Annotated in this window: 14 protein-coding genes; 8 read left to right on the forward strand and 6 right to left on the reverse strand. The window is 52.7% G+C overall.

Annotated elements, in window-relative coordinates; all coding sequences use genetic code 11:
• The first annotated feature begins 124 nt into the window (after positions 1-124).
• The 5 genes from TREAZ_RS15450 to TREAZ_RS18125 all read left to right on the forward strand — a co-directional run bounded on the left by TREAZ_RS15450 (position 125) and on the right by TREAZ_RS18125 (position 4,588).
• Positions 125-1,039, forward strand: a complete 915-nt coding sequence (locus tag TREAZ_RS15450; RefSeq protein ID WP_015712832.1) for a hypothetical protein — start codon at positions 125-127, stop codon at positions 1,037-1,039.
• Complete coding sequence (locus tag TREAZ_RS15455) at positions 1,032-2,831, forward strand: LptF/LptG permease family protein (protein ID WP_015712833.1); 1,800 nt, start codon at positions 1,032-1,034, stop codon at positions 2,829-2,831. Before TREAZ_RS15450 ends, TREAZ_RS15455 begins: the two co-directional genes overlap by 8 nt.
• Before the next feature lie 91 nt (positions 2,832-2,922).
• Complete coding sequence (locus TREAZ_RS15460) at positions 2,923-3,618, forward strand: J domain-containing protein (RefSeq protein ID WP_015712834.1); 696 nt, start codon at positions 2,923-2,925, stop codon at positions 3,616-3,618.
• Positions 3,619-3,881: 263 nt separating this feature from the next.
• Positions 3,882-4,076 (forward strand): hypothetical protein, encoded by a 195-nt coding sequence (locus TREAZ_RS15465; protein WP_015712835.1) that lies wholly within the window; start codon positions 3,882-3,884, stop codon positions 4,074-4,076.
• Positions 4,077-4,447: 371 nt separating this feature from the next.
• Positions 4,448-4,588: an AAA family ATPase gene (locus TREAZ_RS18125; RefSeq protein ID WP_280990972.1), complete on the forward strand. Its 141-nt coding sequence runs from the start codon at positions 4,448-4,450 to the stop codon at positions 4,586-4,588.
• A gap of 53 nt (positions 4,589-4,641) precedes the next feature.
• Here the strand turns inward: TREAZ_RS18125 and TREAZ_RS15475 are convergent, their stop codons facing one another.
• Genes TREAZ_RS15475 through TREAZ_RS15490 form a run of 4 tightly spaced genes read right to left on the reverse strand, consistent with a single transcriptional unit; the run spans position 4,642 to position 7,958 of the window.
• A complete protein-coding gene (locus tag TREAZ_RS15475) occupies positions 4,642-5,010 on the reverse strand; it encodes a hypothetical protein (RefSeq protein ID WP_015712836.1) in 369 nt (122 codons plus the stop codon).
• A 6-nt stretch (positions 5,011-5,016) separates the two neighbouring features.
• The gene (locus TREAZ_RS15480) at positions 5,017-5,391 is read right to left on the reverse strand and encodes a hypothetical protein (protein WP_015712837.1); all 375 of its coding nucleotides are present in this window, start codon (positions 5,389-5,391) and stop codon (positions 5,017-5,019) included.
• A 15-nt stretch (positions 5,392-5,406) separates the two neighbouring features.
• Positions 5,407-6,426, reverse strand: a complete 1,020-nt coding sequence (floA, locus tag TREAZ_RS15485; RefSeq protein ID WP_015712838.1) for a flotillin-like protein FloA — start codon at positions 6,424-6,426, stop codon at positions 5,407-5,409.
• A 20-nt stretch (positions 6,427-6,446) separates the two neighbouring features.
• Positions 6,447-7,958, reverse strand: a complete 1,512-nt coding sequence (locus TREAZ_RS15490) for an NfeD family protein (RefSeq protein ID WP_083820325.1) — start codon at positions 7,956-7,958, stop codon at positions 6,447-6,449.
• A gap of 70 nt (positions 7,959-8,028) precedes the next feature.
• On the opposite strand from TREAZ_RS15490, the gene TREAZ_RS15495 reads away from it, so the two are divergent.
• Both TREAZ_RS15495 and TREAZ_RS15500 read left to right on the forward strand, forming a co-directional pair.
• Positions 8,029-9,816 (forward strand): DEAD/DEAH box helicase, encoded by a 1,788-nt coding sequence (locus TREAZ_RS15495; RefSeq protein ID WP_015712840.1) that lies wholly within the window; start codon positions 8,029-8,031, stop codon positions 9,814-9,816.
• Between the two features lie 28 nt (positions 9,817-9,844).
• On the forward strand, positions 9,845-11,479 hold the full coding sequence (locus TREAZ_RS15500) for an ABC-F family ATP-binding cassette domain-containing protein (RefSeq protein WP_015712841.1): 1,635 nt from the start codon (positions 9,845-9,847) through the stop codon (positions 11,477-11,479).
• A 6-nt stretch (positions 11,480-11,485) separates the two neighbouring features.
• On the opposite strand, the gene TREAZ_RS15505 is transcribed toward TREAZ_RS15500, so the two are convergent.
• Together TREAZ_RS15505 and TREAZ_RS17570 are read right to left on the reverse strand one after the other, a co-directional pair.
• The gene (locus TREAZ_RS15505; protein WP_043923152.1) at positions 11,486-12,985 is read right to left on the reverse strand and encodes a tetratricopeptide repeat protein; all 1,500 of its coding nucleotides are present in this window, start codon (positions 12,983-12,985) and stop codon (positions 11,486-11,488) included.
• Positions 12,982-13,458 (reverse strand): hypothetical protein, encoded by a 477-nt coding sequence (locus TREAZ_RS17570; protein WP_015712843.1) that lies wholly within the window; start codon positions 13,456-13,458, stop codon positions 12,982-12,984. The genes TREAZ_RS15505 and TREAZ_RS17570 overlap by 4 nt, the downstream gene beginning before the upstream one ends.
• Positions 13,459-13,680: 222 nt before the next feature.
• Here TREAZ_RS17570 and TREAZ_RS15515 point away from each other — a divergent pair, with 222 nt between their 5' ends.
• On the forward strand, positions 13,681-14,148 hold the full coding sequence (locus TREAZ_RS15515) for a flavodoxin family protein (RefSeq protein WP_015712845.1): 468 nt from the start codon (positions 13,681-13,683) through the stop codon (positions 14,146-14,148).

Raw genomic sequence — 14,148 nt, forward strand, 5'->3', positions numbered from 1 at the left:
AAAAGCATTCAAAATTCTATACATACCCTGCATTGCGGTCAAGTTTTCAATGTGGATAACTTGTTAATAATTCCCCGCCTTGCAAGGCAGCGCTTCCCATGATAATCTTTATAATAGGAAAAAGATGAAAAATCTGGCCAAACTGGCGCTTTTTTTCAGTGTCTCCTTTGTCATTGCCTTCCTGTGCTTTGCGCTGCTGTATTTCCTTGCCCTCTGGATTGATGCAGCCAGGATGGTCTCCGTAGATGTGGAGCAGTCTGCAAATCTTGTCACTGCCCTGGGCAGGGCTTTGCCCGCAGCCCTCTATATCACCATACTTCTTGCCTTAAGCTATACAGCCAGGCGGAAAATGCCCATCCCCCTCTCCATAATCGCTATCATCGTGCTTTCCGCCATCTTCACCTTCGGTTTTTCCCTGGGGACAAGGCAGATTGAGGGCCTCAACTTCGCCCTTAAGTCAGGCGCCTCTGTCCGGGGAAGGCCGGGCCTTATACTCTCCCGGCAGAATAACGCCATGGTGCTTCTCAAGGAAAGCGGCAACGCCCTGGGGCCAAGGGTAGTTTCCCTGCCTGGGCGGCAGCTTTTTTACCAGGAAGTCCCCATGGGGCCGAACAATGCAGCCCTTGCCCTGCCTGCAATGCCTTTTAGGGACGAAACGCCCTGGTTTATCCGGAGCATGCTCATCGATTTTACCCTCACTGCCCGGGAATTTGACGATACCTTCAGGGAGGGTATCATCCCCTTCTCTATCTATGCAGGGGCCCTTGTCTTCCTGTTGGCGAGCCTCCGCTTCCTCCTTGAGGCAAGCAGCTGGCCCCTGGCGAACCTGTTCCTGGGTGCCCTGGCCTTTAGGGGCGTATTGGCCCTGGATACCTTCCTCGGCGCCAAAGAAATAAACACCCTCCTTGTTTCATTTATCGGAAAGAGGCTGCCCCCATCGTTCATTACCCCCCTGGCCTTCTGCGCCCTGGGCATTCTCGTGATCCTCTACACCCTGCTGGTTCATCTTGCCCGGGGAAGGGGGGCAGAAGATGCCTAAATTCAACAAGGAAAAGGTATTCTCCCCTCCGGGGATTTTTGTCATCTATATCCTGGCTGCAAGCCTGGCAATTTTATGCTTCAGGTTGATATACCCTGGGGAAGCAGCCCCGCTGGCCTATTTTTCCAGGAACTGGCGCTTATTGAGGGGCGCACTGGACATAATCACCCTCTTTCCTGCCCTGGCCTTGTCTGCCCTGGTCATCCCATTTGGGACAAGAATACACCCCCAGGAAAAGCTGAATCCCTTCTCGGCGAAATTCCTCCAATCCCTGCAATCGTCAATTTGGATGGCAATTGCCGCCGCTGCCATCTACGGGCTCCTCTCCTTCCTGGCCCTGCCTGCTGCAAAAGATTACGAAAACAAATTGAACTACCAGGGCCAGCTCTACCAACAGGCCAAAGCGCAGGCCCAGGAACATGCTGTTCTGGGCGAGTGGGCTGAAGCGGCCCAGTTTGTATCGGTCTGCGAAGGCATCTGGCCCCAGGGTGAAGAAATCGAAAAATTGAGGATAGAATCTTCAATACGCGCCGAAGAAGCCCGCCTGGCCCAGATGAAGCCTGCGGAAACCACGGAGAAGCTCTCTGCGGGAAAAAAGGCCGAGGGCACTGCTGTCTGGCCAAACCTTCCGGACCAAAGGCCCATGGGCGTAACCGAAGCCCTGGCTATGGCTGAAACAGCCCTGAAGGAAGAACGCTACTACGATGCCCATTGGCTCGCTTCCATGGCGGGGAGGCTTGCGGACCCCGAGAATGCCAAGACCCTGAGCGCTGAAGGCATTATCGCGGCAAGGCTTGCAAGCCAGGCCTGGAATGCGGTCACTTCCCTGGAGCCCAATTCCCGTGAAAGCGAGGAATACAAAATCTACCGCCTTAAACAGAGCGGCTACAAAGCCCTGGAATCCAAAGACTGGATCAGGGCGTATTACATCTTCCTTGAATTGCTTGCGCTTACGCCTGCCGATCCTGATGCGGAAAAATATTTTGGCATGGCGGAAGAAGGGACAACGACAGTTGCCTTCTTTATTGACGAAATGGATCTTGCCATGGGAGAGGCCCTCACCGGCGCCATCTTCTCCCTGCCTCTAGGCATGGGGCGGGTGGTGATACGGGTATCGTCGCTTTCGACTTTTTCGGATTCGGCCTACGGCATAGGAGCCGAGATCCTGGCCTTTGACCGGGACGGCAGGCCCGACTGGCGCATGGACGCCCCCTATGTGAAGATACTGCCCTTCACCCTGGACACCGGCCCCCGGGTAACGCTGCTGGCCCGCGCCCTGGACCGGACAGACGGAACCAAACGCTGGGAGCCGGCCAAGGAAGGCCTGGGAGAAAACCCGCCGGACGGCGCGGCCCTAACCCTCAACCTGAGCTGGGATGATTTCCTCCTTCTTTCGGATATACGCAGGGGCACCGAAAACCTTCCGGTCAATGAACTGCTTGAAGCTTCCCGGATTACAGGAAATTTTGGCTATATCCCCCAAGTCTTCGAAGCGGAGCTGATACGCCGCTTTGCCCAGCCAATTTTCTTCCTCCCCTTTGCAGTGCTCATCCTTGTAATAGGCTGGCGCTACAGAGCCCTAAAGCGCCCCCGCTACCTTGCTGTCCCCATGATGGCCATCCTGCCCCTGGTGTTTAACGGTGCAGTCCATTTCTTTGGAGGCTTCCTCAACAACGCAGGGATCTGGGCAGTCATCAATCTGGGCCTCACCGGGGCGATTGCGGGCTTTGCAATAGGCGCATTCGTGCTCCTCATCCTTTCGCTCATCATACTGGCGGCGCAACACGGCTGATGTTTTAATCAGGCTCAGAAAAATCATCCGCTCCTGCCCTCCCTGGCTAAAATTAGCCGCAGGTCCTTTAATCGGCGGGCTCATTGGCCTTATGGGCGGCGTGGCAGGCTTCATCATAGGCGCGGTTTTGGGCTACTTCGTCCATGAGCTCCTGGGCCAACTCCACAGCGACAAGGCGGCCCTGGGCTATTATGAAAACCCCGGCAGGCCGGGCTTTTACGAAGGCGAGCCGGGGCTTGCTGCCTACTGCGCCTTGGCAATGCTTATACTGGAAGAAAGTCTTGATAAATCAGGCAACGGCGAGGCCGAGATTGAACAGGCTGTGAGGCTTGCGAAAGCATCTTTCCCTTTAGCCGATTTCCCCCTTGTCGAGCATTTCTGCCGCCTTGCATGGTCAAAGCGGGAAAGCCTCAACCCCGATCTCCTGGCCGAGAGCCTCGCCGCCCGCCGCAAAAACCGTGAAGATCTCCCCGAATTGGGCACTTTCCTTTTTCGTCTGGCCTCATGCGAAAAAGCCCAAACCCTTGCAGGGGAAATATGCTCAATATTGGATCCTCATTTTAAGCGCAGGCCCGGTGCGAAACAGCCAAGTTCTCCTGATCCCTGGAAGATCCTGGACCTTCCCCCCGACACTCCCCTGGGAGAGGTTAAATCCCATTACCGCAAGCTTGCGACACAATTCCACCCCGATGCCCTTCAGGCCCTGGATGAAGAGCACAGGGAAACCGCGGCACGGGCTTTCATGGCGATAAAAGAAGCGTACAAGGAAATAGCGGAGAGGTATTAACTACACCAGGATAGACGAAACTGATGAAATTCTTGATTTCGCAGACAAATTAGTTACTGCCCAGGTTTTATCGAAGCATAGCCTTGACGACTGCCAGCATATTGCGGCGGCGGTTACCGCAAAGTGTGATATTATCGTATCACTTAATTTTAGACACATAGTAAATCCTAAAACGTCAAAGGGCGTCAGGACCGTATGTTTTAACGAGGGATATAAAATAATCGACATATACCCGCCTAAATCGTTAGTAGAGGAGGACAACAATGATAAATAACATTCCCAAACCCAATATCGGCAATACCTTTACGGTAGAGGACATTCGCAAAATCCGCGACTGGCATTATGAGGTGCTAAAAGATGCAACCCGTGAAGAGCGTAAGGAATTTTACAATAAAGGCGCAGCCCATTTTTATGAAGGCCGACCGCTTCCAAAAACCATTCGCCCAGGTGAAACATGACCGCCTTTACCAGAATCATCTATGAACTGATAAAAAACGACCTCTCATTAAAAGATAGTGGATTATACGATTGAAAAATCGCCAACATTAATCACTTAATGTTTGAAATGCTTAATTTTCCCAGGTGCCTTCTTTAAGTGAATACTGAATCAAACGCGAATCGATATGGCGTATGAAAGCATACTTAAAATTTTTGAATAAAATTGAGGAATGAAAAATGCCTACTGACCCTAAGAAAATTCGGTTACATAAGCGATTACTCAAAATGGGATCACATCATCAATGAAAAAGTCCAGAACTTTCTGACGATCTATAATGTACACCTGAACATTCTCCTTGCATCGGAAGCAACCTTTGACCACATTGATGATTTGTATATTACCGGGTCAAACGCCTATTTACTTTCGGGTGAGTTGGCTATACTACTTACCGGACGATATATTGAAACCAACGTCTTACCTTTGCAATTCGCTGAAATATTCGACTTTAAATCTAAACCGCCAAACTTGTGATGCTTTAAAGGGAGAATTCATTATTTTTCTCCTTACTTCTTCGCCCCCTCCATCTATATCTTCCCCCTGACCAGCAGTTCCCCCATCAGCGTAGTAAGGGTATCAAGATCCATCTCCCCCGCGAGGTCTTCCAGGGTTTCCTTGATATCCTCCCAATCCCCCGCGTCCAAAACAGAATCATCACCCTTTTCGCCAAGCAAAAAAGCCGCAACAGCCCCAATTTTCACCAGAGAAGAACCCTGGCATCGCTCAAGAGTACGCCGAAAAAGATCTCCCGCTTCACCTTTCCCAAGAATAGGCGCAATAAGCGAAACAAATTCCCCTTCAAGAAAATCAGCATCTTTCTTCCCCAGGCCCTGACCGGACCGAACAGATGACTCGGACTTTGCAAGCCGCGAATTAAAATGATCAATAGGCTGCATATCGGTTCAATCCAGGCCCTTGGGCGGCCCAAATATCTCGGAGAGGATCAAGGCCCGCTGGAGAGGTGGGAGGTAATCGAGGTTCTCGGGGAAGGGCTTCCCGAGAGGCTCAGTCCGATAAACCCCCGGCCTTTGGAAATCGGGGGCAGGCGAGGCTGGGGCGCTAGAGGCGGCCAAACCCGGAACAGCGGCCTTGGGCGCGGCAGCCTTACGGGGCTTCTTCTTTTTAACCGGAGGGGGAGGCTCCTCCTCAATTTGAACAGGGGGCGGCTTGGGATTGGCTGCTTCCTGCTGCTTCCTCCGGGCTTCGAGGATGCGTATGCCTACGAAGATGGCAACAGGAATCAGGATAAAAATGTTGTCGGTAATAAAGTCGAACACAGCTGTCTTCCCGCCTTACTTGGGGCCCGATCCGCTTCCGGAAGAAGCATTGCTTTGGGAACCTGCGCCGCCTATGGAGGACCTCATGTCGGTATCGGCCTGGACGTTTTTGAGGCGGTAGTAATCCATCACGCCGAGGTGGCCGTTCCTGAAAGCTTCGGCAATGGCCAGGGGGATTTCAGCTTCGGCAAGAACGACCTTGGCACGGTTCTCCTGCACCTTGGCAAGCATTTCCTGTTCCAGGGCCTGGGCTGCGGCGCGGCGTTTTTCAGCTTCTGCCTGGAAACGCCTCATGTCGGCCTCGGCTTGATCGGCCTGGAGTTTTGCGCCTATGTTGGCGCCTACGTCGATGTCGGCAATATCAATGGAAAGAATCTCGAAGGCGGTTCCGGCATCAAGGCCTTTTTCCGATACTGTTCTGGAAATGGTATCGGGATTTTCAAGCACGGTCTTGTAGGATTCGGAAGAGCCGATAGTCGTAACAATACCTTCGCCCACCCTGGCGATAATGGTTTCTTCGGTGGCGCCACCGACAAGGCGTGCAATGTTCGCGCGAACCGTAACCCGGGCCTTAACCTGGAGCTGAATGCCGTCCTTGGCAACCGCATCGATGGTGTGCTTGCCCTTGGCCGGGTCAGGGCAGTCGATGACTTTGGGGTTGACCGAAGTCCGCACTGCCTCGAGCACATCGCGGCCTGCAAGGTCGATGGCCGCTGCCCTTTGGAAAGGCAGGGGTATATCAGCCTTGTTGGCAGCCACCAGAGCCCGGCTCACCTTGAGCACATCGCCCCTGGCAAGGAAGTGGGTTTCCAGCAGATTCGGGGCCACGTCTATACCGGCCTTGGAAAGCATGATGCGGGAATCCACGATGACTCCGGGATTCACATGCCTGAGCCACATGCCGATAAGCTGGCCCATGCCGACATAAGCGCCGGAAAGCAGGGCCCTGAACCAAAGCCCAAAAAAACGGAAGAACAGGATCAGGAAACCCAGGGCCACAAGGCCAATCACTGCGAAAAGAACATAAAGCGGCATATATACTCCTTAGAAATAAATTACACTAACCGCACTATAACACGGTTGCCCCGGACTTGGGTAACCTTGACGCCCCGGCCTTGGTCAATGAATGCGCCGTTGGCATCGGCATCGAAAACTTCGCCGTCTATCTCCACAAAGCCTGAAGGGCGCAATGTAGTGGAAGCTATGCCTATCTTGCCTATGAGGGTTTCGTAATTGAGGCTTGTAGGCGATTCATCCTGGCCTGCGGTGGCAGTGATGGCTGTTTTCAGCATGAGGCGGTCGAAGAGCTTTGTTTTGGGCCCAAAGAGGGCTATTGCAGCGATGCCGCAAACAGCGGCGATAAGGCCCACAAAAACCACCAGGGCGTTGCGGCCAAGGAGGGTCCATTCCCATTCAAAGCGGGGAATCACAAAATCCTGCATGGAGAATACAAGGGAAAGACCTATGAGGATAATGCCCGAAATGCCCATAAAGCCAAAGCCGGGAGTCACAAAAATTTCTATTGCCAGAAGGGCAATCCCTATGATGAAAAGGATGATTTCCAGTGAACCGACCCTGCCCAGGAGCGCGCCCGAACCAAAAACCAGCAAAAAGGCGATGATGGCTGTCACTCCGGGGACGCCAAAGCCGGGGGTGTTGATTTCGAGGAAGATCATCACCAGCCCTAACAGTATCAGTATTACCTGTACAGGGCCTGAAGTCAGGAGGGAGACAAGGCCGTCCGCTGCGCCGGGCTTGCCCTCGGTAACACTGCCCTGGACACCAAGGCTTGCGAGGAGGATTTCGCGGTTCTCCGCGAGGCCCGAAGCCAGACCGTAGCGCAGGGCTTCCCCTGCGGTGAGGGAGAGAAGCTTGCCGGGCGCGGAAATGATCTGGAGCCTTTCAACTTTAGAAGCCCCGTCTTTTTCCAAACGTTCAACGTCATTAAGAGTAAGGGCTTTGGGCTCGCCGTCAACCAGAACTTCCCAAAGCTCCACATCCAGGTCAACCATGGCCAGGGCAATGCCTGTGGGGTGGCCGTTTCGCTCCGCAAGGGCAGCCATCTGGGAACGCACTGCCGCCACGGTTTTTTCGCCTGTGGCTTCGGTGGTTCCGCCTGCGCCTACAGTAACCGGGGCTGCAGCGCCCATGGAGGTTCCGGGGGCCATATAGATTTCAGCGCACGAGAGGGCAATAAGGGCGCCAGCCGACCAGCTTACACCCATGGAAGCCTCGCTGTTGTGAACCCATGCCACGGTTTTGGCATTCTTGACGGACATGATGAAAGAAGTTATCTGCAATGCCGAATCGACCCGGCCGCCAAAAGTATCAATCTCAAAAACAAGGTATTCTGCGCCCTGGGAAAGGGCTTTCCGGGCTTCCCGGCGCACAAAAGCAGTCAGGGAAGGCCCGATATCCCCCTGAACGGGGATAATCCACACTTTCGCCCTGTCCGCACCGGGTTTTGCCTGCTGGGCCTCGGCTTTTCCTGATCCCAAAGCGATTCCGCAAAGCAAAAGGAGGAGAACGAGGCGGATTGCCGGGAGACGATTCAACTTGAGATCCATGCTTTATAATAGCATATAATCCCATTTTTGACAGCTCTGCCCTATTCATTTAGCGAGAAAAAGGGTATAAATGATACACTATATGGAATTTACCGAACTACAATTGCACCCTGAACTGCAAAAGGGCATCAATGAGGCAGGATACATCACCTGCATGCCCGTTCAGGAACAGGTTCTCGCCAATGCCTTCAACGGCCAGGACCTTTATGTACAGTCCCAGACAGGGACAGGAAAAACCGCCGCATTTTTAATCGTCATCTTTCAGCGGCTCCTTTCTGAATCCGTCATCAACGGGAAAAAAGCGATCATCATGGTTCCCACCAGGGAGCTTGCTGTGCAGGTTGAAGAAGAGGCCAAGGTTATTGGAAAATACCTCCCCTTCAAAATCGGGAGCTTCTACGGCGGCGTGGGCTATGCCCAGCAGCAGCAGGCCCTGCGGGACGGCGCCCAGATCCTCGTGGGCACCCCGGGGCGCGTGCTGGATCTGAACCAGTCGGGCCAGATGAACCTCATGGACATTGCCTTCCTCGTGATCGACGAAGCCGACCGCATGTTCGACATGGGCTTTTACCCTGATCTGCGAAAGCTCATCAAGGTGGTGCCCCCTGCCGACCGGCGCCAGACCATGCTCTTCAGCGCCACCCTCAATGCCTGGGTAAAGAACCTGGCCTGGGAATACACAAAAACTCCCTTCGAAATTGAAATCGCCCCGGAGACTGTCACTGTAGAAGAAGTCGAACAGGTCCTCTACCATGTCCCTTCGGAAAACAAAATGCGCCTCCTTATGGGGATCATGCAGCGCGAACGGCCCGAAAGCGCCATCATTTTTTGCAACACAAAGCGCTACACCGAGATTGTCGCGAAGCGCATGAAGCTAAACGGATATGATTGCGAATTCATCATGGGCGATCTCCCCCAGGCAAAGCGCCTGAAGATTATTGACGACATAAAAGCAGGAAAATTGCGTTTTCTCGTGGCTACTGATGTAGCAGCCAGGGGCCTCGACATCGAGGACCTCTCATTGGTGGTGAATTACGATCTGCCCAATGAATCCGAAAATTACGTCCACCGGATTGGCCGCACAGCCAGGGCAGGCAAGACCGGCAAGGCCATCACCTTCGCCAGCGAGCAGGACATTTACGAACTTCCTTCCATAGAAAAATACATAGGCAAGAAGATCCCTTCCGAAACCGCAGTGGAAGAATTGTACGCCGAAGACAAAAGCGAAGGTGTGCGCATTCATGCTGATTTCTATGAAGACCGGGGCGGTGGCAGAGACAAGGGACGCAGGGACGGACGCCGCGACGGCAGAAAGCCCGAGGGCCGCCAGTCAGGCAGGGAACACGAAAGGCCCCGCAATGGAGAACGCCGCCCAGGTGAGCATAAAAGCGGCGAACACCGTCCGGCTGAACATCTTCCGGGCGGCTCAACCGAAGGCCGGCGGGAATATCCCCCCCACGCACCGCGCGAGAGGCGCGACAACCAGAAGGCGCCTGCTGCTCAAGGCGGAAGCCCGGCACAAGCAGCGCAAGGCGGCGAAGATATTTCCAAGCTCTCCTTTGACGAGCGCATGGCTTTCTACAAGAATAAATATGATCAGGGCAAAGGCAGGAAGCAAGGCCAGCCCAAATCCGGAAACCAGCAAAGAGGCAAGGCACGGCCAGGCGGCGGGCAGCAGCAAGCGGCCCAGCCCAGGGCCGGGAATCAGCGCAGCAATACCGGCAAAGCTCCACGGGAAAATCATAAAGAAGCTCCACGGGGGACTCAGGCCAATCCGCCTCAGCAGGCAAGCCCGGAACCAAGCCAAAAGAAAGGGATACTGTCAAAAATTTTTGGCATCTTCAAAAAGAAAAACTAAAACTTTCCGTAAAGATGGAGCTATATAAGTGATCACTGTTACTGACGTAAGTCTCGCCTTTGGCGAGCGCACCCTTTTCAAAGACGTAAACCTGAAATTCACCCCCGGCAACTGCTACGGCATCATAGGCGCCAACGGCGCCGGGAAATCGACGTTCCTGAATATTCTTTCCGGCGAGATTGAACACGACAAGGGCGAAATATCCGTTTCAACAGGCCAGCGCGTTGCGGTGCTCAAGCAGGATCACTTTGCCTTTGAAGAATTCCCTGTGCTTGAAACCGTAATCATGGGTTATCCCAAACTCTATTCGGTGCAGAAAGAGCGCGAAGCCATTTACGCAAAGGAAGACTTTACCGAAGCCGACGGCATGAGGGCCAGCGAGCTTGAAGGCGACTTTGCGGATCTGGGCGGATGGGAAGCCGAGGCCCAGGCAGGCCAGCTTCTCTCAGGCCTGGGCATTGACGAGGCAGATCATACGCGGCTCATGTCTGAACTGGACGAAAGCCGCAAGGTGCGGGTGCTTCTGGCCCAGGCTCTTTTCGGAAACCCCGACATACTCCTTTTGGATGAACCCACCAACGGCCTTGACCTTGAATCCATCTCATGGCTTGAGGATTTTCTCATCGACTTCCCCAACACCGTAATTGTGGTATCCCACGACCGCCACTTTCTCAACTCCGTATGCACCCACACCTGCGATATTGACTTCGGCAGGATTTCGCTTTATTCGGGAAACTACGATTTCTGGTACCAGATGAGCCAGATGCTCCAGAGGCAGGCCAGGGATCTGCAAAAAAAGAATGAAGACAAGGCAAAGGATCTGCGGGAGTTTATTCAGCGTTTTGCCAGCAACGCCAGCAAGAGCCGTCAGGCTACAAGCCGTAAAAAAGTTTTGGAAAAACTTGATCTGGACAATATAAAAATAACAAGCCGCAAATTCCCTTATGTTGGTTTTAAGCCCGATAGGGAAATCGGCAATAACGTGCTCAGAATCGAAAAACTCAATTACAGTTTTGAAGGCAGCAGGGTGCTTCAGGATTTTTCCCTTATAGTGAATAAAACCGACAAAATCGCCTTTGTGGGTATTGAACACGCCGCAAAATCTGCAGTGTTTGACATTATTACTGATACTGCCAAAGCTGAATCGGGCGATTACTATTGGGGCCAGACCACGAGCTTCTCATACGTACCCAAAGAAAACAGCCGCTTTTTTAATTCCACTATGTCCATCACCGAATGGCTGGCCCAGTATTCGCCCGACCAGGACGAGACCTATGTGCGCAGCTTCCTCGGCCGCATGCTCTTTTCCGGGGACGAAGCCTTAAAGCCCGTAAATGTGCTTTCAGGGGGAGAAAAAGTGCGCTGCATGCTTTCAAAGATGATGCTCTCGGGTGCAAACGTGCTCATTATGGACGAGCCAACGAATCATCTTGACCTCGAAGCCATTACTGCCCTGAACGAAGGCCTTACCGCTTTTCCCGGAGTGCTGCTGTTTAATTCGCATGATCACGAATTTATCAATTCCATTGCCAACAGGATAATCGAAATAATACCCGGCGGCTTAATAGATCGCATGATGCCCTTTGACGATTATCTTAAAGATGAATCGGTAAAAGAACTGCGGATTAAAGCGTATCATCATGCTGAAAGGCTTATGATTTAAAATACTTCACCGTAAATTAAAGTAATAACGCTCCAGATACGAAATCCTCTGCTGGGCTTCAGGCACCCTTGGGCTCTGGGGGTATTCGCGTATAAGCCTGCGGTAATATTCCAGAGCCAGCCTTATATCCCTGCCGGGGCTATTGGCCTCAAGGAGCTGACCATAAAGCCAGAGGGCTTCATCGGTCAGAGATGTATACTGCTGTCTAAGCTGATCCAAAACTGAAAGGGCGGAACCTACCCTGCCCGCATCGTATTCCTGCTTGGCCCGGGTCACATAATCCGCAGGGCTTGAATCAGGAGGCAGACTCTGCGCAGGGCTTCCCGAAGCAGTCGCCTGGGGAACCGGCGCTATGCCGTCGTCGCTTACCACTGGGCGGGTTGGCGCGGGCGGCTGTGCAGGTGCCGCAAGCGGCGAGGGAACGGCAGCAGCCGGGGGTGTCTGAACCGCTGGCTGCTGTGTTTGAGGAACAGCCTGGGGCGTTTCGGCCACAGGAGTTTCCGGTAATGCGGGTGCAGTTCCGGTAGGCCCGCTTTCAATAGTAGGCCATCGGGGTTCCGCCACTACCCTGCCCCGATCAATTGGCGGATTGAACCAGCCTATGCCTGAGCTGTCGGGAGCTTCGCCTACTATCACCTGCACATAATCGTTCAATATATAATCGCGGATAAAATCCTGCTTGTAAAATTTAAGCGCATAAGTGCCAACAGCTTCTGCCCGGAAAATAAAACTCTGCCCCTCTTGGTCAAGCCTGCGGGAATCATAGCTTAATCCCCGACGCGAACCAAGCTCGCCGAGGTAGACCCAGCCTGTCCCCCTGAAGGGAATCTCCACAAGCTGGCCCACTGTGGCCCTGACAGTCCGGGAAAAAACCACATTCTCATCCACAGCCGCAGGCGGGGTACGGGCAGGAAGTTCGGGCAGCGGCGTTATGGGCATAACTTCCCGTACCGGAGGAGGCGTTACAGGCTCAGGTATTCTAAGGAAAGAAGGCGGCTCCGGAGGGGAACCTCGTCCTTTGGACTCGGCGGAGGTCCCAGGAGGCGGTGCCTTGGGCGGCTCCGCCGGTTTAGGCACAGGGGGTTCCTGCCGAGGCAGAACCGGAGGCACGGCCGCGGTTTCCTGAATAGCGGGGGCTGGAACATCGGGCAATGCCGCTATGGCAGGAGCATTGTCATTAGGCGAAGGCGGAGGCACAGCGGTCTCCGGCAAATCCAGGGAAGGAGGTTCTTCAAGAGCCGCAGCATCCCCGCCATCCCCTTCCTGCAAAAACTCTTCGGGAAGGTCAGCGGTAATTTCGGGAACCTCGGGAAGCGCCCCGGTCAGCTCTGGTATTTCAAGGGGCGGGGCATTTGCATCTTCAAGCACAGTGTCCCCCGCATCAGGAACGGTCAGGGGAGTCAAGATTTCAGGTCCTGCATCATCGGGCGCAGGGGCGCTCTTGCAGGCGGCGGCCAAAAAAAGCAGCCCAAGCAACATTATCGCGGCACGTTTTGTAATCCTCACGGAACACTCTCCATAAGCTTGTCGATAGTCTCGCTCATCTTTTCACGCCAAAAATCCGCAGGAAGCTGCGCTGAAAGTTCCGCGGACCCGGCCGGATCTCTCCAAAAGGGCGCGGCATCATCGGCTGTCCAGCCCTGGCGCGGCTCCCGTTCAAGAAGCAGGCCGGGGAGAAAGTCAGGCTCCGCAGGATAGAAGAGATCCTCCGCCGGAATACGGGGGCCTGAAACAGCCGGGACGCTTTCCCCTACCCTGCTTCGCCCTCTGCGGTTTCCCGAAGCGGCAACGACGACAAGGCAGATGACAAGAAGGACGCAGCCCCCTCCGGCAGCCAGAACAGGAACCCGCCTGTTCTCGGGTATTTTCTTGAGCAGATTTCCAAAGAAAGACTTTAGGCCCTTAAAAGGCCCTGATTCCCTTATGGATTCAGCGATTTTGAGTAGTTTTTCCTGAATATCCGCCGCGTTCAAAGCCATACTTTAGTATAGCAAAAAAGACAAACTCTGGCGAGGACGTAACTTTAGGGTGTCTCGCCGGAGAACAAAGGGCCCCGGCCAATACGTTTCCGTTAAGTATAAGTCAAAAAGGGGGAAAGAAATGATTATGGAAGAGCAAATTTTATCAAAAGCATTGACAAAAATAAAAAAAGGATATATCTATTTTATAAATCCCATAATTGGTTATAAAGGGAGACAAAAATGGCAAAAAACACTCTACTCATTGTTTATTCATACCATCATATGAACACTATGAAAATCGCTGAAATATTTTCCAAGAAATTGAATGCAAAAATAATTGAACCTCAAAAACTAAATATTGAGGAAATTAAAAATTATGATTTAATTGGTTTTGGAGCCGGGATTGATAGTGGTAAGCATTATTCTCCTTTGTTGGAAATCGTAGATAAAATATCAAATAATATTGGAAAGGAAGCATTTATATTTTCAACTAGTGGAGTATACGGAATAAAAAAAATGCATAATGATCATAAAACACTTAGGGAAAAATTGGAATCAAAGGGTTTTAATATATTAGACGAATTTAGTTGTAGAGGGTTTAATACAAATAGTGTCCTTAAATATTTTGGTGGAATGAATAAAGGAAGACCTAATGAAGATGATATAAAAAATGCAGAAACTTTTGCAGATAAATTGGGCCTGTCCTGA

Source organism: Leadbettera azotonutricia ZAS-9 (genome assembly GCF_000214355.1).
GTDB lineage: Bacteria > Spirochaetota > Spirochaetia > Treponematales > Breznakiellaceae > Leadbettera > Leadbettera azotonutricia.

Bases quoted from the DNA above. Each gene is read 5' to 3' on its own strand.
- TREAZ_RS15515 (WP_015712845.1), top strand. From the start codon at position 13,681: ATGGCAAAAAACACTCTACTCATTGTTTATTCATACCATCATATGAAC.
- floA (WP_015712838.1), bottom strand. From the start codon at position 6,426: ATGCCGCTTTATGTTCTTTTCGCAGTGATTGGCCTTGTGGCCCTGGGT.
- TREAZ_RS15475 (WP_015712836.1), bottom strand. From the start codon at position 5,010: ATGCAGCCTATTGATCATTTTAATTCGCGGCTTGCAAAGTCCGAGTCA.
- TREAZ_RS15490 (WP_083820325.1), bottom strand. From the start codon at position 7,958: ATGGATCTCAAGTTGAATCGTCTCCCGGCAATCCGCCTCGTTCTCCTC.
- TREAZ_RS15460 (WP_015712834.1), top strand. From the start codon at position 2,923: ATGGGCGGCGTGGCAGGCTTCATCATAGGCGCGGTTTTGGGCTACTTC.
- TREAZ_RS17570 (WP_015712843.1), bottom strand. From the start codon at position 13,458: ATGGCTTTGAACGCGGCGGATATTCAGGAAAAACTACTCAAAATCGCT.
- TREAZ_RS15495 (WP_015712840.1), top strand. From the start codon at position 8,029: ATGATACACTATATGGAATTTACCGAACTACAATTGCACCCTGAACTG.
- TREAZ_RS15455 (WP_015712833.1), top strand. From the start codon at position 1,032: ATGCCTAAATTCAACAAGGAAAAGGTATTCTCCCCTCCGGGGATTTTT.
- TREAZ_RS15465 (WP_015712835.1), top strand. From the start codon at position 3,882: ATGATAAATAACATTCCCAAACCCAATATCGGCAATACCTTTACGGTA.
- TREAZ_RS15450 (WP_015712832.1), top strand. From the start codon at position 125: ATGAAAAATCTGGCCAAACTGGCGCTTTTTTTCAGTGTCTCCTTTGTC.